This window comes from Lentibacillus sediminis, assembly GCF_002763455.1.
Taxonomy (GTDB): Bacteria; Bacillota; Bacilli; order Bacillales; family Amphibacillaceae; genus Lentibacillus_D; species Lentibacillus_D sediminis_A.
In genome coordinates this window covers 200,454-217,887 of sequence record NZ_NIXK01000003.1, presented here as the reverse complement: position 1 = coordinate 217,887, position 17,434 = coordinate 200,454, and the positions used below count along the sequence as shown (strand labels likewise).

General features: G+C 45.7%; 20 protein-coding genes. 9 read left to right on the top strand and 11 right to left on the bottom strand.

Annotated features, from left to right (window positions below; translation table 11 throughout):
* Window positions 1-170 precede the first annotated feature (170 nt).
* On the top strand, window positions 171-356 hold the full coding sequence (locus tag CEG13_RS08245; RefSeq protein WP_100011532.1) for a YhzD family protein: 186 nt from the start codon (window positions 171-173) through the stop codon (window positions 354-356).
* A 62-nt stretch (window positions 357-418) separates the two neighbouring features.
* Here CEG13_RS08245 and CEG13_RS08240 read toward each other — a convergent pair whose 3' ends face one another.
* Together CEG13_RS08240 and CEG13_RS08235 are read right to left on the bottom strand one after the other, a co-directional pair.
* Complete coding sequence (locus tag CEG13_RS08240) at window positions 419-1,189, bottom strand: enoyl-CoA hydratase (protein ID WP_100011394.1); 771 nt, start codon at window positions 1,187-1,189, stop codon at window positions 419-421.
* A gap of 109 nt (window positions 1,190-1,298) precedes the next feature.
* Window positions 1,299-1,658 carry a YlbF/YmcA family competence regulator gene (locus tag CEG13_RS08235; RefSeq protein ID WP_100011393.1) on the bottom strand — a complete coding sequence of 120 codons (360 nt, stop codon included), beginning with the start codon at window positions 1,656-1,658 and terminating at the stop codon, window positions 1,299-1,301.
* Window positions 1,659-1,860: 202 nt separating this feature from the next.
* Between CEG13_RS08235 and CEG13_RS08230 the strand changes: the two genes are divergently transcribed.
* Both CEG13_RS08230 and CEG13_RS08225 read left to right on the top strand, forming a co-directional pair.
* A complete protein-coding gene (locus CEG13_RS08230) occupies window positions 1,861-2,751 on the top strand; it encodes a PucR family transcriptional regulator (RefSeq protein ID WP_100011392.1) in 891 nt (296 codons plus the stop codon).
* Window positions 2,752-2,845: 94 nt separating this feature from the next.
* The gene (locus CEG13_RS08225; protein WP_100011391.1) at window positions 2,846-3,943 is read left to right on the top strand and encodes an ABC transporter ATP-binding protein; all 1,098 of its coding nucleotides are present in this window, start codon (window positions 2,846-2,848) and stop codon (window positions 3,941-3,943) included.
* Window positions 3,944-4,029: 86 nt separating this feature from the next.
* Here CEG13_RS08225 and CEG13_RS08220 read toward each other — a convergent pair whose 3' ends face one another.
* Together CEG13_RS08220 and fumC are read right to left on the bottom strand one after the other, a co-directional pair.
* The gene (locus CEG13_RS08220) at window positions 4,030-4,233 is read right to left on the bottom strand and encodes an alpha/beta-type small acid-soluble spore protein (RefSeq protein ID WP_100011390.1); all 204 of its coding nucleotides are present in this window, start codon (window positions 4,231-4,233) and stop codon (window positions 4,030-4,032) included.
* 138 nt (window positions 4,234-4,371) lie between these two features.
* The gene (fumC, locus tag CEG13_RS08215) at window positions 4,372-5,757 is read right to left on the bottom strand and encodes a class II fumarate hydratase (protein WP_100011389.1); all 1,386 of its coding nucleotides are present in this window, start codon (window positions 5,755-5,757) and stop codon (window positions 4,372-4,374) included.
* A gap of 130 nt (window positions 5,758-5,887) precedes the next feature.
* Between fumC and CEG13_RS08210 the strand changes: the two genes are divergently transcribed.
* Window positions 5,888-6,796, top strand: a complete 909-nt coding sequence (locus tag CEG13_RS08210) for a zinc dependent phospholipase C family protein (protein WP_100011388.1) — start codon at window positions 5,888-5,890, stop codon at window positions 6,794-6,796.
* 38 nt (window positions 6,797-6,834) lie between these two features.
* Here the strand turns inward: CEG13_RS08210 and CEG13_RS18880 are convergent, their stop codons facing one another.
* The 3 genes from CEG13_RS18880 to CEG13_RS08200 all read right to left on the bottom strand — a co-directional run bounded on the left by CEG13_RS18880 (window position 6,835) and on the right by CEG13_RS08200 (window position 7,649).
* Window positions 6,835-6,987: a hypothetical protein gene (locus CEG13_RS18880; protein WP_192869526.1), complete on the bottom strand. Its 153-nt coding sequence runs from the start codon at window positions 6,985-6,987 to the stop codon at window positions 6,835-6,837.
* A 139-nt stretch (window positions 6,988-7,126) separates the two neighbouring features.
* The gene (locus CEG13_RS08205) at window positions 7,127-7,405 is read right to left on the bottom strand and encodes an MFS transporter (RefSeq protein WP_100011387.1); all 279 of its coding nucleotides are present in this window, start codon (window positions 7,403-7,405) and stop codon (window positions 7,127-7,129) included.
* A gap of 10 nt (window positions 7,406-7,415) precedes the next feature.
* Window positions 7,416-7,649 carry a hypothetical protein gene (locus CEG13_RS08200; protein WP_100011386.1) on the bottom strand — a complete coding sequence of 78 codons (234 nt, stop codon included), beginning with the start codon at window positions 7,647-7,649 and terminating at the stop codon, window positions 7,416-7,418.
* Between the two features lie 278 nt (window positions 7,650-7,927).
* Between CEG13_RS08200 and CEG13_RS08195 the strand changes: the two genes are divergently transcribed.
* Window positions 7,928-8,803, top strand: a complete 876-nt coding sequence (locus tag CEG13_RS08195) for a cation diffusion facilitator family transporter (RefSeq protein ID WP_100011385.1) — start codon at window positions 7,928-7,930, stop codon at window positions 8,801-8,803.
* A gap of 150 nt (window positions 8,804-8,953) precedes the next feature.
* Entirely contained in the window at window positions 8,954-9,556 is a 603-nt protein-coding gene (locus CEG13_RS08190; RefSeq protein ID WP_100011384.1) for a DedA family protein, read from the top strand.
* 54 nt (window positions 9,557-9,610) lie between these two features.
* Here the strand turns inward: CEG13_RS08190 and CEG13_RS08185 are convergent, their stop codons facing one another.
* Together CEG13_RS08185 and CEG13_RS08180 are read right to left on the bottom strand one after the other, a co-directional pair.
* Window positions 9,611-9,904: an AzlD domain-containing protein gene (locus tag CEG13_RS08185; protein ID WP_100011383.1), complete on the bottom strand. Its 294-nt coding sequence runs from the start codon at window positions 9,902-9,904 to the stop codon at window positions 9,611-9,613.
* Window positions 9,901-10,632, bottom strand: a complete 732-nt coding sequence (locus tag CEG13_RS08180; protein WP_100011382.1) for an AzlC family ABC transporter permease — start codon at window positions 10,630-10,632, stop codon at window positions 9,901-9,903. The genes CEG13_RS08185 and CEG13_RS08180 overlap by 4 nt, the downstream gene beginning before the upstream one ends.
* 605 nt (window positions 10,633-11,237) lie before the next feature.
* Here CEG13_RS08180 and nhaC point away from each other — a divergent pair.
* Entirely contained in the window at window positions 11,238-12,614 is a 1,377-nt protein-coding gene (gene nhaC, locus CEG13_RS08175; protein ID WP_100011381.1) for a Na+/H+ antiporter NhaC, read from the top strand.
* A gap of 483 nt (window positions 12,615-13,097) precedes the next feature.
* Here nhaC and CEG13_RS08170 read toward each other — a convergent pair whose 3' ends face one another.
* Window positions 13,098-13,859 (bottom strand): cobalamin-binding protein, encoded by a 762-nt coding sequence (locus CEG13_RS08170; protein WP_100011380.1) that lies wholly within the window; start codon window positions 13,857-13,859, stop codon window positions 13,098-13,100.
* A gap of 24 nt (window positions 13,860-13,883) precedes the next feature.
* Window positions 13,884-14,636 carry a type I methionyl aminopeptidase gene (gene map, locus CEG13_RS08165; protein WP_100011531.1) on the bottom strand — a complete coding sequence of 251 codons (753 nt, stop codon included), beginning with the start codon at window positions 14,634-14,636 and terminating at the stop codon, window positions 13,884-13,886.
* Between the two features lie 136 nt (window positions 14,637-14,772).
* On the opposite strand from map, the gene CEG13_RS08160 reads away from it, so the two are divergent.
* Entirely contained in the window at window positions 14,773-15,498 is a 726-nt protein-coding gene (locus CEG13_RS08160; RefSeq protein ID WP_100011379.1) for an ABC transporter ATP-binding protein, read from the top strand.
* On the top strand, window positions 15,491-17,134 hold the full coding sequence (locus CEG13_RS08155) for a putative ABC transporter permease subunit (protein ID WP_100011378.1): 1,644 nt from the start codon (window positions 15,491-15,493) through the stop codon (window positions 17,132-17,134). Before CEG13_RS08160 ends, CEG13_RS08155 begins: the two co-directional genes overlap by 8 nt.
* The last annotated feature ends 300 nt before the right edge of the window (window positions 17,135-17,434 follow it).

Genomic DNA, 17,434 nt, shown 5'->3' with positions numbered 1-17,434 from the left:
AACCGAAACGAATGCTCGTTCTATTGTTCTTGCTCGGTTCCATGTTTACACTTTGCGCGTGGAGGAGATAGAATACAAAGCAAAAAAATTTGCCGCTGCAGGAAGGATTTTATTTTTTTCTGGCGAATATTGATAGTCAGAAGGAAATTTTACAACCAGGAGGAAATTTCATGCGCACCTATAACTTAACCGTCTTTGATCAGGCAGGAAAAAACTTGCTGGATGAATCGTTTGAAGCTCCGAGTGATGAAGAGGCAAAAAAAATCGGACAGGCTCGTCTGGATGATGAAGGCTACAATGAGTACACCCATCGCTGTGTGAATCCGGAAGCGAAATTAATTTTGTTTCATCGTTAGGAAATGCTATAGCTTTCAATAACACGAAAACGACTTCTAAAGCTGAAGTCGTTTTCTTTCGCTTACTCCCCCCGAAAAACAGGTTTTCTCTTTTCCAGAAATGCTTGCACGCCTTCCTGATGATCCGCTGTATTCCTCAGCTCCCACTGATTTGCCTGCTCCGCTTCCAAGGTGGCCTGAAGTTCTGCCTGTCTTCCCGTATGGTAAAGCATCTTGGTTTTCAAGATAGCTTGAAGCGGCGACCGGAGCAGCTTCTGACCAATCTTTTCTGCTTCTTCCAAAGCCGGCCTCTCCGCAACAATATCCGCTATTCCTATGTTTTTCGCCTCCATGCCTCCTACCTTGGTTCCTTCCCAAATGAACTGCTTGGCTTTCACCGTTCCGACCCGCTCCTGCAAGAGGAAATGTCCACCGCCGTCCGGATGCAGACCAATACCGATAAACAGCATTCCCAGCTTTGCCTCAGGCTCTGCAATAACATAATCAGCTGTCAGAGCAAGACTTAAACCAAGCCCTGCTGCCGAACCATTTACAGCCGAGATAACGATTTTCGGCATGAGGTACAATTTTAGTGTGATTTTTTCAATAGTGTTCATGATTTCATCAAACATGTCCTTGTCCGCAAACTCTTTCAGCATGGCCATGTCTCCGCCTGCACTGAAAGCTTTTCCCCTGCCGGTCAAAACAATTACCCGATCCTCACTCTTCTCTGCTTCGTTGAGATTTGCCAGCAGCTCCTCCAGCATTCCCGCATCCAGCGCATTATAGCGCTCAGGGCGGTTCAGATAAATATAGGAAATCCCATCCCTTGATTCGTATTCTATTTTGCTCACGTACACACTCTCCTTCCATTCCCATATAATTAAATTCTCGACCGCCTGCAAAAAATCCTGCTTTTTTCCATAAAAAAACCCGCAGCAGCACTACGAGTTTTCATCTTCTTTATTCAGCTTGTTCGTCAGGATTGCCGTACAGTTCCTCCAGCGGCTTGGTAATAATCCGGCTGACATCATTAATCACCAGATTCAAGCGCTGTTCTTCTTCCATCAATTTGGAAATATCCGGGTTTTGCTGCACGACTTCAACGACCTGACGCGCTTTCTCTACTTCCTCCTCGGAAATTTCCTGTCCCTGCATCTGTTTTTCCTGCAGATTCATCTGCGTATCACGGAAGTTTTCAAACATCTGCTTTGCCGATGCATCATTCATCACTTTGTCATAGGCTTCTTTCAACTGGGTAAATTCATCACTTTCCCGGATTGCCTTTTCTAAATCATAGGCACTATCATAAATATTTGGCACACTGTTTCCTCCTCATTTGTTTCTTTACTAAAACAACTATAACAAACGTGATCGGGCCTGTATACCGTGAGCATAAATGGGCAATTTTTCACGAAATTGTTTTTTCTCCAGGCTGTGGTTGCTATAATGGAGAAAATGGCTTTCCAACCATTACGAAAATTTATATATACAGACAACAAGCGAAGAAAAAGAGGTTTTTCCCATGCTAAAAGATTTGCAGAAAATTTTTCCATCTATTGTTACATATGCAGAAAGTGACGCTCCCCGCCGGAATAATTATCAGTGGTTCATCAATGAAGAACATGAGGTAATCGGAATTGAAAGATCGGAATTGACGGCGAAAGATCAGGACATTCTGCTTGCCTTTCTTACCCCGTATCATGTCGATCTGCCCGTGCCGACAGCCGAAGAAAAGCGCTGGAAAGAACGGCTGGAGGGCAATTTCTCCAGCGAACCTGCCGTTCCCTGCCGGCTTGTTTATTTCTCCATTCCGAAAAACCAGAGCAGCCCACATGTGCTCAAGGAGGCAATTGATGCGTTTTTCGGCCGCCCTGTGCCGATTTTGTGGGAAAACGAAACAGAAGGGTTCATTATTGAAGAAGCAGCCGGGTTAACGGAAGAAAATATCTCCTATGAGCAGATTATTGATGTTTTGATGAGTGACCTGTATGTAAGGATCAGCTTTTTCGTCGGCCCTTTTCTTCAAGACTATGGAAAGCTCAGCAAGCATTACACGGCCATGGCCAAAGGCGCCTCTACTGCGTTTTATTATGCGGATCAGCCAGTAGTCAATTATACTGATGCCATTTTTTATTTTCTCATCGAACAAACAGACGTCGACTTTCGTGATGAAATCTGCAGTCTGATTTTGCAGGATTTCACTGAAGACGCGGAGCTGCTTGAAACCCTGAAAACTTTCATCGCCTGCAACCTGAATGTATCCGTTGCGGCAAAAGAACTGTACATGCACCGCAACAGCCTGCAATATCGTTTGGATAAATTCATGGAACATACCGGAATTGATGTGAGGCAATTTCATCAGGCTGCGGTCGTTTATCTTGCCCTTTTGGCATCTTTGCACAAAGCAAACTAATTTCTTTGTGCAAGTTACCCATACCCCGTCCCTTTCCAATCCGTTACACTAGAACCAGAAATAAAACGCTTACAACTTTTGGGAGGGAATACGAATGGCAGAATTGCAACTGCAAAACATACAAAAAACCTATGATAAAAATGTAACCGCTGTAGAAAACTTTAATCTGGATATCAAGGATAAGGAATTCATTGTGTTTGTCGGACCATCCGGCTGCGGAAAATCCACCACACTGCGAATGATTGCCGGCCTCGAGGAGATTACGGAAGGCGATCTGGTTATTGATGACAAAAAAATGAATGATGTTGCCCCAAAAGACCGCGATATCGCGATGGTTTTCCAAAACTATGCGCTGTACCCGCATATGAACGTCTATGACAATATGGCATTCGGCCTGAAACTGCGCAAATTTAAAAAAGATGAAATTGAGCAGCGTGTCAACAATGCGGCTAAAATCCTCGGACTGGAAGCTTACCTTGACCGGAAACCGAAAGCACTTTCCGGCGGGCAGCGTCAGCGTGTTGCCCTGGGCCGTGCCATTGTACGCGATGCCAAAGTATTTCTGATGGACGAACCGTTATCCAATCTGGATGCCAAATTGAGGGTGCAGATGCGCGCAGAAATCCAGAAGCTGCACAAACGGCTGCAGACAACCACCATCTATGTTACCCATGATCAGACAGAAGCGATGACCATGGCCACTCGGCTTGTCGTTATGAAAGATGGAATCATCCAGCAAGTTGGGGCACCAAAAGATGTCTATGACAGGCCGGAAAATGTGTTTGTCGGCGGATTTATCGGCTCCCCTTCCATGAACTTCCTTGCAGGAAAATTAAGTGAAGGCCATTTTGAAATGGAAGACGTGAAAATCAAGGTGCCGGAAGGAAAAATGAAAACACTGCGTGACCAGGGTTATGTAGGAAAAGATGTTATTCTGGGTATTCGTCCGGAAGACATTCATGACGAGCCGGCATTCATTGATGCAAGCCCTGACACCAAGTTCAAGGCTTTGATTGAAGTAGCAGAATTGATGGGTGCCGAATCCTACCTGTATTCCAAAATTAAGGAGCAGGATTTCATCGCCCGTGTTGATTCCCGTAATGATATCAACGGTGGAGAAAACATTGATTTAGCGCTTGATATGAACAATGCGCATTTCTTCGATCAGGAAACTGAACTGCGCATCCGGTAGATATTGCACATAATAATGGAGGAGGGATCACATCCCTCCTCCATTATCTTTTGTCGCAAAGGAGAAGCTTCTCCTTGCAGCCATTGTTATTTAGGTTGTTGTCCGCTGAACTGCTGCTGAGCAGAAGTAACAAGACGTTTGGTGATTTCTCCACCAACCGATCCGTTCGCACGGGAAGTTGTGTCAGCACCCAAGCTAACGCCAAATTCCTGAGCAATTTCATATTTCATTTGATCAAGTGCTTGCTGTACGCCAGGTACAACGAGCTGGTTTGAATTGTTATTTGCCATGTTTATCACCTCCTGTAATCGTTATTGTCTTCACTTCCAATCAACTTATTACTGCTATTTGCTGGTAAATTGTAGGGTAAAAAAAGCCGCTCCTGATATTAGATCAGGAACGGCTTAACTTATAGCAACATGCTTCTTTTATTTTGGATAGGTCATTTCTTCCGGATTGACGTATTGCTCAAATTCTTCCTCTGTCAGCAGATCAAGTTCGACTGCTGTTTCTTTCAGTGTTTTCTTGTCATTGAATGCTTTTTTCGCTATTTTCGCCGCATTTTCATAACCAATATGCGGATTTAGCGCGGTTACCAGCATGAGGGAATCATTCAGGAACTGTTCGATTCTTTCATGATTCGGCTCAATTCCCTGTGCGCAGCGCTCATCAAAGGACAAAATACTGTCGGCAAGAATCTGGCAGGACTGCAGGAAGTTGTAAGCAATCACCGGTTTAAAAACATTTAATTCAAAGTTGCCCTGACTTGCGGCAAATCCGATGGTTGCATCATTGCCCATAACCTGTGCCGCTACCATGGTAACTGCTTCACTCTGTGTTGGATTCACTTTTCCCGGCATAATCGAACTTCCCGGTTCATTTGCCGGAATCGTGATTTCCCCAAGACCACTGCGAGGACCGCTTGCCAGCCAGCGCACATCATTAGCGATTTTCATCATATCTGCTGCGAGTGCTTTTAACGCGCCATGGGCATAAACGGTCTCATCATGACTGGTTAAGGCATGAAATTTGTTCGGCGCTGACTGGAATGTTTTCCCTGTTGTCTGACTGATTTTGTTCGAGACACGCTCCGAAAATTCCGGATGAGCGTTTAAGCCTGTCCCTACAGCGGTTCCGCCGATGGCCAGTTCTTTCAAATATTGATTGCTTTCCGAGATCATTTTCTCCGTCTTTTCAAGCATCCGGTGCCAGCCGCTGATTTCCTGCCCAAGCGTCAGGGGAGTTGCATCCTGAAGGTGGGTGCGGCCAATTTTTACGACATCTTTGAAATCCTCACGTTTTTGCTGGAACGTCGTTTTCAGAGCCTGAACAGCCGGAATTACTGTATCCTCCAGTTTCAACACAGCAGCAATGTGCATAGCCGTTGGATAGGTATCATTCGAGCTTTGCGATTTATTGACATCATCATTCGGATGAAGCTTGAACTCGCTCCCCTTTTCTTCCAGCCATTTATTGCCGACATATGCGATGACTTCATTGACATTCATGTTGGACTGGGTGCCGCTGCCTGTCTGCCAGACGACGAGCGGAAAATGCTCATTTAATTCACCAGCAATAATTTGATCTGCTGCATGCTCAATCGCCTGTGCTTTTTCTGCTTCCAAAAGGCCAAGATCGGCGTTTACGGCTGCCGCACTCTTCTTTAAAATTGCAAACGCTTTTATAATTTCTGCAGGCATTTTCTCATTTCCAATGGGAAAGTTTTGCTTGCTTCGCTGGGATTGTGCTCCCCAAAATTTATCCGCTGGAACCTTAATTTCCCCAATCGTGTCTTTCTCCACGCGATATTCCATCACTGTTTCCTCCCTATGTATCACTGTTTTCACTGCATGCGTTTATTGTATCAAATTTTTATATAGAACTCATCCAATTCCCTTATCAGGACATTTTGCTTATAATCTAGATAGATGGAGGTGGAGGAGAATGCCGAATAGTTGGACACATGTGCTTTTTTGCGAGCAGGTTGCTGATACAGCAGGGTTTCCAAAAAACATAGTGAATACATACATGAAACTGGGCGCCCAAGGTCCGGATCCTTTCTTTTATTATAATTTTTGGCCATGGGCTGATGGAAAAGCGGGCGACGAGGTTGGAATGGCACTGCATACCAGGCATTGCGGAGATTTTCTGATGTCACTTATCAGTGAGGCTAAACAGAAAGATCACAGGATGAAAGCGTATGTGATGGGGTTTGTGACCCACCATGTGCTTGACCGCAACACCCACCCGTATATCCATTATCATGCAGGATATGAGGGCAGCAATCACCAAAAACTGGAAACAATCATCGATACGCTAATGTTGGAAAAATACCGGCAGTTGCGCACATGGAAAACTCCGGTGTACAAAGAAATCGACATTGGCCCGGGGCTCGATCAGGAAATCGAGCAATTGCTGCATGAGACGATGGAGCAGCATTACCCGGGATTGAATAGTATCATTACCCACGTCTTGCTGCAAAAGGCATATAAAGATATGCGTCTTGCCCTGAAGGTTCTGTTTGACCCATATGGCTGGAAAAATTCGCTTTTAGGTTCGGTTGTGTCTTCATATTCCCACCGGCCGGTAGAAGCAGACACGGATTATTTGAATTTGGACGGAAAAATGTGGCATCATCCCGCCACCAATGAGCCGCGGAGCGAGAGTTTCATCGATCTGTATGAAAACGCACTGGCAGAAGGAGAGCAAATTTTGACAGCAGTAGAGAACTACTGGCAGGACCGGTCGGGAGCCGAGGAGGAATTAAGAGGCCTGATTGGGGATGTTTCCTATGATAATGGGACAGCAATTGCCCTTGAGCTTGAGAACAAATACAGCGACCCCATTGTTTAAGTCAGATACCACAGGCGGTATCTGACTTTCTTTATGGATTATTTAAACAGTTTTCTCAGTATTTTTCTGCTTTGCTTTCTCCCCGCTCTCCTGGTGACCCGCTGAACGATGGTGCCATTTTTTACTGCTTTTATATCCCCTGTTATGCGGAGAATGCGGAAAAAGAGTTTGCGCAGATTTGCTGTTTTCATTTTCTCACTCCTCCCGTGAGATCTAATCAGGCTTGATTACGACTTGTCCTGCTTCAGCTTTTGCCCGCATTGCTGCAATTCAGCCAAACAGGAACGGAAAAGAAAATGCCGACGAACTGTGTGATCAGCAGAGCAATGATCAGGGAATTTCCACCGATCCAAATATCCCTGCCATACACGGTTCCATTCGGGTAATCGTTGATATGCCATCATTATACAGCCAAAACGCAAAGAGGAAAAGCAGCAGGGGTTTATAAGTTTTGAGTTCTTTAAATGTACTGCCAACCCTGAAAAACCTAATTACTAAATAAGACTTGTTCCGTCTTTGGTGAACCTTTTCTTCAAAATCGGGATGAAAAAGATAATCCACCAGTCCCCTGCAAATGTAAAAGAGCTTTGCCGCGTTGGCAAAGCTCATGTAGCCGAGGCTACTCCCAGACGTACTGCCTGTAAGCCTCACTCAATTGCAGAAAGTCATGCTGTCTGCTTGTTTTCAACGACTGATCAATCGCCTGATTTAATTGTTCCTTGTTATAAGAAAAGCATATTTCATCCATCAACAAACGGGCCGCCAGCTTCAACTCAAAGGATATTTCCTTTTTTGCATAGAGCACCTTTCCTTCATAACGATGAAACCGGTAAATGACTTTTTCTTTTTTCATGGGATATGCCCCCTTGTTCCTTTTATCTATTATCTTAGATTTTTCTAATTATTGCAACCAAAAATGCAAAAAAATCTGTGGAAATTTTTTCTTCAATAAATTGACTGTTTTTGCCAATGGCAACTTGTTTCAATTGAGACAAGATATCTAGCTTGCTGCCTCGATGTTTCTCTAGACCCACCAGCCGGGCCTTTGGTAGACTATGAAAGCCAACATTGCTTATATTACAAGGGCTTTTTGAACATCCTCTTAAAGGGAGACAGGAGGAATTTATCAGGATGGATCACGCAGAGAATTTAAAAAAAGGAGAAAAAGGCGCTTGGATCAGCATTGCCGCCTACATTATCCTTTCGTTTGTCAAACTGATTACCGCTTCATTAGGGAATTCAGATGCACTTAGGGCAGACGGTTTGAATAATTTAACAGATGTAATTGCTTCTGTTGCGGTGCTGATCGGCTTAAAAATTTCCCGAAAACCGCCGGATGCAAACCACCACTATGGCCATTATCGGGCGGAAACCATTGCATCCTTATTTGCAGCTTTTATCATGATGTTTATCGGTATCCAGGTCATCCTTGGTACAGCACAAAAAGTGTTTGCCAATGAACAGGCACGTCCTGATATGCTCACAGCCTGGGTAGCATTGGGGGCAGCGGCAGTCATGTGGCTTGTCTATATTTATAACGTAAGGCTCGCCCGAAAAATAAGCAGCAGCGCCCTGTACGCCGCAGCACAGGATAACCGGTCCGATGCCCTTGTCAGCATTGGAGCTTTTATTGGAATTATCGGCGCGCAGGTTGGGATCTCTTGGCTGGATCCGCTTGCCGGTCTGATTGTAGGAATCATTATCTGCCTGACTGCCTGGACTATTTTTCGCAACGCCACCCATACGCTCACCGATGGATTCGATGTCGATCAGATCAGGGAGATTAAAGAAAGTATAGCCAAGGATCGGGACGTTCAGGAGGTCGCAGATGTAAAAGGCCGGGTTGTCGGCAATCAGTCTTTTATCGAAATTACCATCCTGGTCGACCCCCAGTTAACTGTGGAAGAAAGCCATCGTATTACCGATCGAATCGAACACTACCTGGAACACAACCATTCCATTCGTTACGCTCATATCCATATCGAACCCTATTATCAGGAAAAATAAGGCTTGCCGCAATTAGGTATTAGCCTATTTTTCGCTGCAGCCAGTTCTATCTTTTATAAAAATGTCATAAGTTGGCAGGACAAACTATGGTAAAATATAGACAACTTTAACTTGGGAATAAATGAACAAGCAGAGGCAAAGGGGACGCTTATGGAGAACTGGCTGACAGAGATTATGAATCAATATGGGTATTGGGGGATTATGTTCCTGGTCGCATTGGAAAACATTTTTCCTCCTATCCCATCGGAAGTTATTCTAACATTTGGAGGGTTCATGACCACCACTTCTGGTCTTAGCATTGCCGGTGTCGTGGCGGCATCAACGGCAGGGTCGGTGATTGGAGCGATTGTTTTATTTATCATTGGTCTGCAGCTTGACGTGGAGCGGCTGGAAAAAATCGTGGACCGCTGGGGGCATATTCTGAGGATATCCAAAAAGGATGTGCATAAAGCTGATGCCTGGTTTGACAAATACGGACCCTGGACCGTGTTCTTTTGCCGTTTTATCCCACTTGTCCGCAGTCTGATCTCCATTCCTGCTGGGATGTCCAATATGAACACCGTTTTGTTCCTTGTATTGACCACGGCCGGCACACTGATTTGGAATATTGCCCTTGTATACCTCGGAGCCACACTTGGAGCATCGTGGGATACCATTGTCGGATACATGGACATCTACTCCAACGTTGTTTATGTACTATTGGCCCTGCTCCTGGTCATTCTGCTGTTTTTATTTTTCAAGCGGAAAAGATAATTGCGACCGCCCGACTTCAATTCGGGCGGTCGTTTTGTGGAACGAACGGCAGCATTACAATGTTAAGAAAAAGACAGCGGCAATTCCGCCGACGACAACCAGGATCACATTTAAGCCAATTGCCGCCAGAACAACTGCAACCAATCCGCCAATTAATCCAATATGAGGTCTGTCCGGTATTACGGTAAGAACACCGGGAAAAATCAGCGCCCCAAGTGCCGCATAGGGAATCGCATTCAGCCAGCGGTTTACCCAGTCACGAAACTGCAGCTTATCTACAATAAAAGCAGGGATCAAACGCGGGAGCATCGTGACCACTGCCATCCCTGCAATAATCCAAAAAATCATTTGCGTTCCTCCTTCAGCAAAAAGATGCCGCTCATCCCTCCGAACACCGTGCCAAGCACAATCGCCCACCCTGTACTCATGCCAAGCTGCACACACAACGCATTAATCAGCATTGCCGTCACTGCCACCAGACCGACACGCCATTCTTTTTTAACAGAGGGGGTTAATAATCCGATAAACATCGCATATAACGCAATCCCCATGCTCTGACTTAATTGTTCCGGGATCACTTCGCCAAGCACCCCACCGAGAAAAGAGCCAAAAACCCAGGCAGCATAAGCGGTCAGGATTATCGCCGTGTAAAACAGTGCCCCTTTTTCCTGCTTTGCTTCTTTTGTATGTAATGCTGTTACAGCAAATGTTTCATCCGTCAGCCCTAAAGACATTGGTCCCTTCCAGCGCAAACTGACCGTCCTTAATCTGTTCATAAATGATAAGCTCATCACAAAATGCCGGAAATTCAATACGAAAGTTGCGATAATAATTTCCAGTGCCCCTGCCCCGACCGCAATCATATTCGCTGCCATCAGCTGACTTGCACCGGCGAACACCACGACACTCATCATTGTGAGCTCAAGTATCGACATTCCCGCCTGTTTGGCAAGCACGCCGTAGGTAAGCGCAATGGGCAAATATCCAAGCATGATCGGAAATCCGGCAGCAATGCCTCTTTTTACCATATCGGCAGACGTTGCGGTTCGTTTCCCGGTAAATGTCTCCCCCTCCATAATTTCCTCTCCTTCACGCAATAATTCAGACTATTATATCTGATTTCTATAAATAAGAAAAGCATTTAACCCAGATTTTGTTATTGACATTCCGTGTCCTGAGCATGTATATTCGATATTAATCTTTATCACACGAAAGATACAACTTAACGATTTTCTAAAATTATATATCTTATTCCGGGATGCGCAGTAGATTACTTTTGAGCAGCAATAAGAGACGGAGCGGCTGGTGCAAGCTTCGGCAGAAAATAATTGAATTACACATTCGCTTCAGTGGAATAAACAATGAGAGGCCGGACGACTTCTGTTCCGGCAATCAGGGTGGTAACGCGGAGAAAGCTTCGTCCCTATTTTGGGGCGGAGCTTTTTTAGATTGGTTTCAAAAGAAAGTGGGGTGTACCCCACCGTTGCGGAAATACCCCTCGTTTTCCGCGGGTAAGCACGAGTCTAGACCTGATCAGGAAATGCCCTTCTTCCGAGGAGGATGAAGCCATGCCCTAAGGAGCGCGGCTGCCTGCAGCGGAAATCAACGAACACATATGTCGTATTTTATACATCTATTTCAGGCATTATAAAGCAACGAAACTTCAAAGGAGGATGAGAGTATGTTTCCGATTAAGCCAAAATATTCCCCGCATTTGGGTGAGTCATTAATCTTTTTTATTTTTATTATAGGATGGATCAGCTATTTTATCATTGGCTTGGAAACCGCACCGCATATCCCGATTCTGCTGGCACTGCTTTTGCTTGCTGCTTATGGGCTGATAAGGCGAATCCCGTTTAAGGACCTGGAAGCAGCAATGATTGCAGGAGCCAAAACGGGAATGGGGGCGGTCTTTCTGTTTCTGCTGATTGGCGTGCTGATCAGCAGCTGGATGATCAGCGGAACGATTCCCGCCCTGATTCACGCCGGTTTTTCCTTAATTGGCGGGACATGGTTTTATGCGATTGTGTTTGCAGTAACGGCGATCATTGGCGTGTCACTCGGGAGCTCATTGACAACCACTGCGACCATTGGGGTGGCGTTTATCGGGATGGCCGGAGCCATGGATGCTTCCATGGCGATTACGGCCGGGGCGATAGTTTCCGGAGCATTTTTCGGGGACAAAATGTCTCCTTTGTCCGATACGACCAATCTTGCTTCCACAATTGTTGAGGTGGATTTATTCGAGCACATCCGGCATATCAGTTGGACGACAATCCCTGCATTTGTGGTCTCTTTTCTGCTTTTTATCCTGCTGTCACCGGAACAAGCGATTTCCCAGAATAACAGTGAAGCATACCGGACGGCACTGGAAGCAACCAATCTAATTCACTGGACGTCCTGGCTGCCATTAATTGTGCTGGTGATTTGTACAGTTTTTCGCATCCCAGCCTTTATTGCGCTTGCCCTCAGCAGTTTTTTGGCAACGGTTCTCGCCCGTTTCACCAGCGGCATGACCTGGCCGGAAATATGGAATACCTGGTTTAACGGCTATACAGCAACTACCGGCTTCGATCCTGTAAATGAACTGCTGACCAAAGGTGGCATTAACAGCATGCTGTTTACTGTGTCGCTCGTTATCCTGGCGCTGGGATTTGGCGGACTGCTATTTGTCACAGGCATTGTTCCTGTGATGCTTGAAGCCATTCAGGAAAAGCTAACGAAAGTGCGGGCCATTGTGGCATCAACAGCAGCGACAGCAATTGGGGTCAATGTGCTGATCGGTGAACAATACCTGTCCATCATGCTTACAGGAGAAACGTACAAAGGCATTTACCAAAAAGCCGGCATGCCCAATAAGGTGCTGTCTCGAACCCTGGAAGATGCGGGAACTGTGATTAACCCGCTCGTTCCCTGGAGTGTCTGTGGTGTTTTCATCGCTGAAGTGCTTGGGGTGCCTGTACTGACCTACTTGCCATTTGCCTTCTTCTGTCTGCTAAGCCCGGTGATCACGATTTTATTCAGCGGGAAAAGCTGGCAGAAAGCGGAACAGTCCTAATTACTTAAAAAGCTTCCCTCTCTCCCGGGAAGCTTTTTCAAATCTATAGGCTGTTTTCTAAAGGAATGTTGTTTTGAGTAGAATATCTATAAACTGCGAACTAATCCACCGCTCCGGAAATACCCCTCGCTTTCCGCGGGTGGCTGGTGAGCCTCCTCGCGCTGTCGCGCTGCGGGGTCTCACCGATGCCATTCCTCCCGCAGGAGTCTCGGGGTATTTCCTCCGCTGAGAATGTGCTTTGCAACTTTCTCACATTTATAACCATAACAGCTATTCACTTTGTTGATGGTTGATCTTCGCTGTGGGCATCCGACTCCTGCGGGAAGAAAAGCCTAGGCGAGACCCCGAAGTGCGCATCTCACAAGGGGGCTCGGCAGCTTCCCGTGGAAAGCGGATGCCCGTAGCGGAAATCAACGACCACTCTGTCACAGTTTCCATCAACTCTGAAATAAATAAGCAACAAATCTTACGAAATGAGCCAATCTATAAGACAGCTATCAGTTTTCTCAACCCCTCCAGCAGTCTGGGAGAAGGACGACAAAACAGCGATTCTTCCAAAACGTGAATATTACCATTCTCAATAGCTCTCATCTGATCCCAGCCCGGCCGCTTTATTACTAACTCAGGTTTCATTTTTTCTTCCTTAACTCCGACCCAGACCATGCAAATATGATCCGGATCCCGTTGTTTTACATCTTCCCAGTCTGTCTGCACGCTTGCCAGTGGCTCTGTGGCAAAAACATTTTCCGCTCCAGCCAGCTCGCTGATCTCCGTCAGCCAGTTTACCGATCCGGGGGTGAAAACAGGCTTCGGCCACCATTCCCAGTAGAGACGCGGTTTTTCAGGAGAAGCGGCAGCCTGTTCTTTAAAATGATTCACTTCAGCAAGAAACTGAGCGGCTTTTTCCTTTCCTAGCCCGGCGTCACCAAGTGCTTCCCCAACTGTCTGAATGTCCCCGGCAATCTCCTCCAGAGAGTTGGGATTTAAAATGATGTAAGGCAGCCCCCGCGCTTCAAGTGCATCAATGTTTTTCTCCATCCCGGGAACGCTTAAGGAGGCCAGCACGAGATCAGGCTGAAGTTCGGCAACCCTGTCCATATCAATCGATAAATCTGGCCCCAATTTTGGCAAATCCAGTACAGCAGCAGGCCAGTCAGAATAATTATCCACACCGACAAGCAAATCCGTTTTCCCTAAAAAGTCCATGACTTCGGTGTTGCTGGGACAAATGGAAACAACTCGCATGGGCCTTCAGCCTCCTTCCCCTGCCTATTTATCCTGATCGGTCGTCAACAGCGGGCCGTCCTTGGTTATCACGATGGTGTGCTCATATTGGGCAGAGCGTCCCTGGTCAATCGTGCGCGCCGTCCAGTTGTTGGCATCCATCTGACTGTGCCAGCTTCCCTCATTAATCATCGGCTCTATGGTGATTACCATGCCTTCTTTCAGCCGGAGACCTTTATTTGGCAAACCAAAATGTGGAATATGCGGATCCTCGTGAAGGGTTGGTCCGATGCCATGTCCGGTAAAATCGCGGACAACGGAGAATCCCTCTCCCTCGGCATATTGCTGGATGGCATGCCCGATATCACCGAGCCGATTGCCGGCCTGGGCCTGCTCAATACCTTTATACAGCGATGTTTTCGTCACTTCCATCAGTCGTTTGCCTTTTTCATCCACATTGCCTACCGCATAGGTCCAGGCAGAATCGGCCAGACCCCCGTCCAGATTGACCACCATATCTACTGTTACAATATCCCCGTCTTTTAAAGGCTCATTGCGGGGGAATCCATGGCAGATTTCATCATTGATCGAGGCACAAGTGGCATATTGATAACCGTTATACCCTTTCTGTTCAGGAGTAGCCCCGTTATCAGCCAGAAATTTTTCAGTGAATGCATCAATTTCCATCGTTGTAATGCCAGGACGAATCATTTTGGCGATTTCCTTGTGGGTTTTCACAAGCAGCTCACCTGCCGCTTGCATTTTTTCTATCTCACGTTTGCTTTTTCTTGTAATCATTTGTTGTTCCTCACTTTCCATTGTCAAATCACCCCGTCTTTTATGTTAAACTGGTGACATACTTGCAAAAATACATAGATACACATAAATTGTACCATAAAACAAGAGTGTTTTCAGTGCTAGGGGGGAATTGCAATTGATCGAAATTCATGATGTATCGAAAAACTTTCCAAGCAGGAATAAAGCGATCGATACCTTAAATCTGACCGTGCCGGATGGGAAAATTGTTGGCTTTTTAGGACCGAATGGAGCAGGCAAAGCAACGACGATTAAAATGATGACAGGGATTTTGCCGATAGATGAGGGTTCTATTACCCTTAATGGCCGTGACATTGCAAAAGAGCCAATCGCTGCCAAGAAGATTTTTGGCTATGTCCCGGATGCACCGGATATGTTTCTTCGCCTTAAAGGAATGGAATACCTCAATTTAATTGGCGATATCTTTGATGTTCCGAAAGAGTTAAGGCAAACAAGAATTGAACAGCTGACGAAACAATTTAATATCTATGATGCGCTGAACGATCATATTCAGACCTATTCACATGGTATGCGGCAAAAAATAATTGTCACCGGTGTTCTGCTGCATGACCCGGCGATTTGGATTTTGGATGAACCACTGACGGGGCTGGATCCAAAGTCGTCTTATATGCTAAAAGAAATGATGCGCGAACATGCGGATAACGGCAATACCGTCTTTTTTTCCAGTCACGGGCTGGAAGTCGTTGAGCAATTATGTGATGAAGTGGCGATCGTTAATAAGGGTAAGCTGATTTTTTACGGAACCATAGAGGAACTCCGGGAAAAATACCAGTCCGACCAGTCACTTGAAAATGTCTTTTTGGAGCTGACCAGCGATGAATAAGACATGGCTGCTTGTTAAAACCATGCTGAAAATGCAGTATTCCAAAGCAGGAACCAGCCAATCACAAATTTGGCTGTATGTTGTTGCCGGGATATTCCTGCTTCCTGTGCTGTTCATCCTGATTCCGGCCATTCAGATGCTCGTCACCGCGATGTATGAGGTGCTCGCCCCTGCTAATCAGGAGTCCCTGATTCTCGGAATGCTGCTTCTCGGCCTGCATATTCTGCTGTTTATGATCAGTCTCGTCACCGTGATCAACTCATTCTATTTCGCGGAAGACATTCAATCATTTATTCCGCTTCCGCTTCAGCCTTACCAGCTTTTACTGGCAAAGGCGGCGAACCCATTTTTGTATTTATACCTGACAGCAGGAGCGGTATTCTTGCCGGTGTTTTATTTTTACGGCTTGGCAAGTGATGCCTCTTTTCTTTATTTTTTATATGGCATCCCGGTTTTTCTGCTGCTTCCGCTCATTCCGTTTACAATTGCATCGCTTCTTTTGATGCCGGTGATGCGGTTTGTCAATATATCCAAGAACAAGGATCGCTCCAAGGTGGCGGGCGGCATACTGTCCCTGCTGTTCATTATTTTTATTAATGTGCTTATTCGGCTGAATACAGACACGGACGGGCTGGTTGAGAATGTGGCGCTTTCCCTTCAGGAGGGTGACGGCCTTTTGCGGATGCTGACCATCTATTATCCGCCTGCTTATATCAGTACCCTGGCACTGTCTAATCCGCTGTCCCTGACCGGGATCCTTTCCTTTGCCGGGATGATTGCAATGAGTGCTGCTGCCCTTGTTTTGTTTCTCTGGATGGGCCAACTGCTTTATTTAAAAGGGCTGCTTGGTACGGGATCAGGGAACAAGCGGCCAACCGCATCGAAGAAAGTCCAAAAGAAAATTTCGGCAAGACCTGTCTGGCTTTCTTATCTGCAAAAGGAACTGCGTATTATTTTCCGGACACCCGCCTTTTTAATGCAGTGTGTCGTCCAGAGTCTGTTTGGTCCGGTCTTTATCGTCATTATTCTAATGCTTGATTTCGAAAACAACTCCTTTTCCGGTCTGCTCGGCGGCTTTTCCGGAAAACAAACCATATTGCTTTTATTTATCGCAACGGTATTTATTATGGGATCCAATGGGACTGCGATTTCTTCTGTTTCCCGTGAAGGAAAAAACTGGCATGCCAATTTATTTTTGCCACTAAAGCCGGCTCAGTACTTTTTCAGCAAAATTGCCGCCGCCTGGGTGATCAATCTGTTTACGGTTTTGCTCGCTCTGTTTATTTTTGTATTCTTTTTGCAGCTGCCTGTGGGTACATTGCTCGCCTGGCTGCTGGTTGTGCTGCTTGCCAGCTGGTTCACCAGCGCTGTCGGGACATATCTTGACTTTCTTGATCCGAAACTGAATTGGACCGATGAACAGGAAGTCTTTAAATGGAGAATCACCAGCCTGCTCTCACTGCTCATTACAGCCGGGCCATTTGGTCTGATTGTTCTTGTTCTGTGGAGAGTAAATGCTGTTGAGGGGTTGTACGTCACTTCCCTAGTACTGCTGGTAATTCTGGCAATCTCCATATTGATTATTCACCAACTGCTCCGCAAAAAAATCAATACAAACTGGCAGCAGCAGATATAAGAAAATTGCAGCGGGGTTCCGTCCGCTGCAATTTTTCTTTTCGTAAGTTTTGATGGTTTTAAGGGATATAAAGTAATTAGTAAGCCAATTTCTGCTATACTGTGGTATCTAGAGAAATAAAAACAGGCATCATCATCCTCAAATCCCCTCTCATTATTTGAAAGCGAAATAAAAAAAGAACCCTTCTTGACGTTCATTTATCATTAATTTATTAATTACTCCAGTTTTTGGTTAATTCATTCATTATGTAAGCGTTTTATAAAAATAGTTCAAAAATTCGCTATTGATATAGACTTTTAT

Coding starts and splice junctions, on each gene's coding strand:
- CEG13_RS08245 (WP_100011532.1), top strand. CDS start 171: ATGCGCACCTATAACTTAACCGTCTTTGATCAGGCAGGAAAAAACTTG.
- CEG13_RS08230 (WP_100011392.1), top strand. CDS start 1,861: ATGCTAAAAGATTTGCAGAAAATTTTTCCATCTATTGTTACATATGCA.
- CEG13_RS08225 (WP_100011391.1), top strand. CDS start 2,846: ATGGCAGAATTGCAACTGCAAAACATACAAAAAACCTATGATAAAAAT.
- CEG13_RS08220 (WP_100011390.1), bottom strand. CDS start 4,233: ATGGCAAATAACAATTCAAACCAGCTCGTTGTACCTGGCGTACAGCAA.
- fumC (WP_100011389.1), bottom strand. CDS start 5,757: ATGGAATATCGCGTGGAGAAAGACACGATTGGGGAAATTAAGGTTCCA.
- CEG13_RS08210 (WP_100011388.1), top strand. CDS start 5,888: ATGCCGAATAGTTGGACACATGTGCTTTTTTGCGAGCAGGTTGCTGAT.
- CEG13_RS18880 (WP_192869526.1), bottom strand. CDS start 6,987: ATGAAAACAGCAAATCTGCGCAAACTCTTTTTCCGCATTCTCCGCATA.
- CEG13_RS08205 (WP_100011387.1), bottom strand. CDS start 7,405: ATGAGCTTTGCCAACGCGGCAAAGCTCTTTTACATTTGCAGGGGACTG.
- CEG13_RS08200 (WP_100011386.1), bottom strand. CDS start 7,649: ATGAAAAAAGAAAAAGTCATTTACCGGTTTCATCGTTATGAAGGAAAG.
- CEG13_RS08195 (WP_100011385.1), top strand. CDS start 7,928: ATGGATCACGCAGAGAATTTAAAAAAAGGAGAAAAAGGCGCTTGGATC.
- CEG13_RS08190 (WP_100011384.1), top strand. CDS start 8,954: ATGGAGAACTGGCTGACAGAGATTATGAATCAATATGGGTATTGGGGG.
- CEG13_RS08185 (WP_100011383.1), bottom strand. CDS start 9,904: ATGATTTTTTGGATTATTGCAGGGATGGCAGTGGTCACGATGCTCCCG.
- CEG13_RS08180 (WP_100011382.1), bottom strand. CDS start 10,632: ATGGAGGGGGAGACATTTACCGGGAAACGAACCGCAACGTCTGCCGAT.
- nhaC (WP_100011381.1), top strand. CDS start 11,238: ATGTTTCCGATTAAGCCAAAATATTCCCCGCATTTGGGTGAGTCATTA.
- CEG13_RS08170 (WP_100011380.1), bottom strand. CDS start 13,859: ATGCGAGTTGTTTCCATTTGTCCCAGCAACACCGAAGTCATGGACTTT.
- map (WP_100011531.1), bottom strand. CDS start 14,636: ATGATTACAAGAAAAAGCAAACGTGAGATAGAAAAAATGCAAGCGGCA.
- CEG13_RS08155 (WP_100011378.1), top strand. CDS start 15,491: ATGAATAAGACATGGCTGCTTGTTAAAACCATGCTGAAAATGCAGTAT.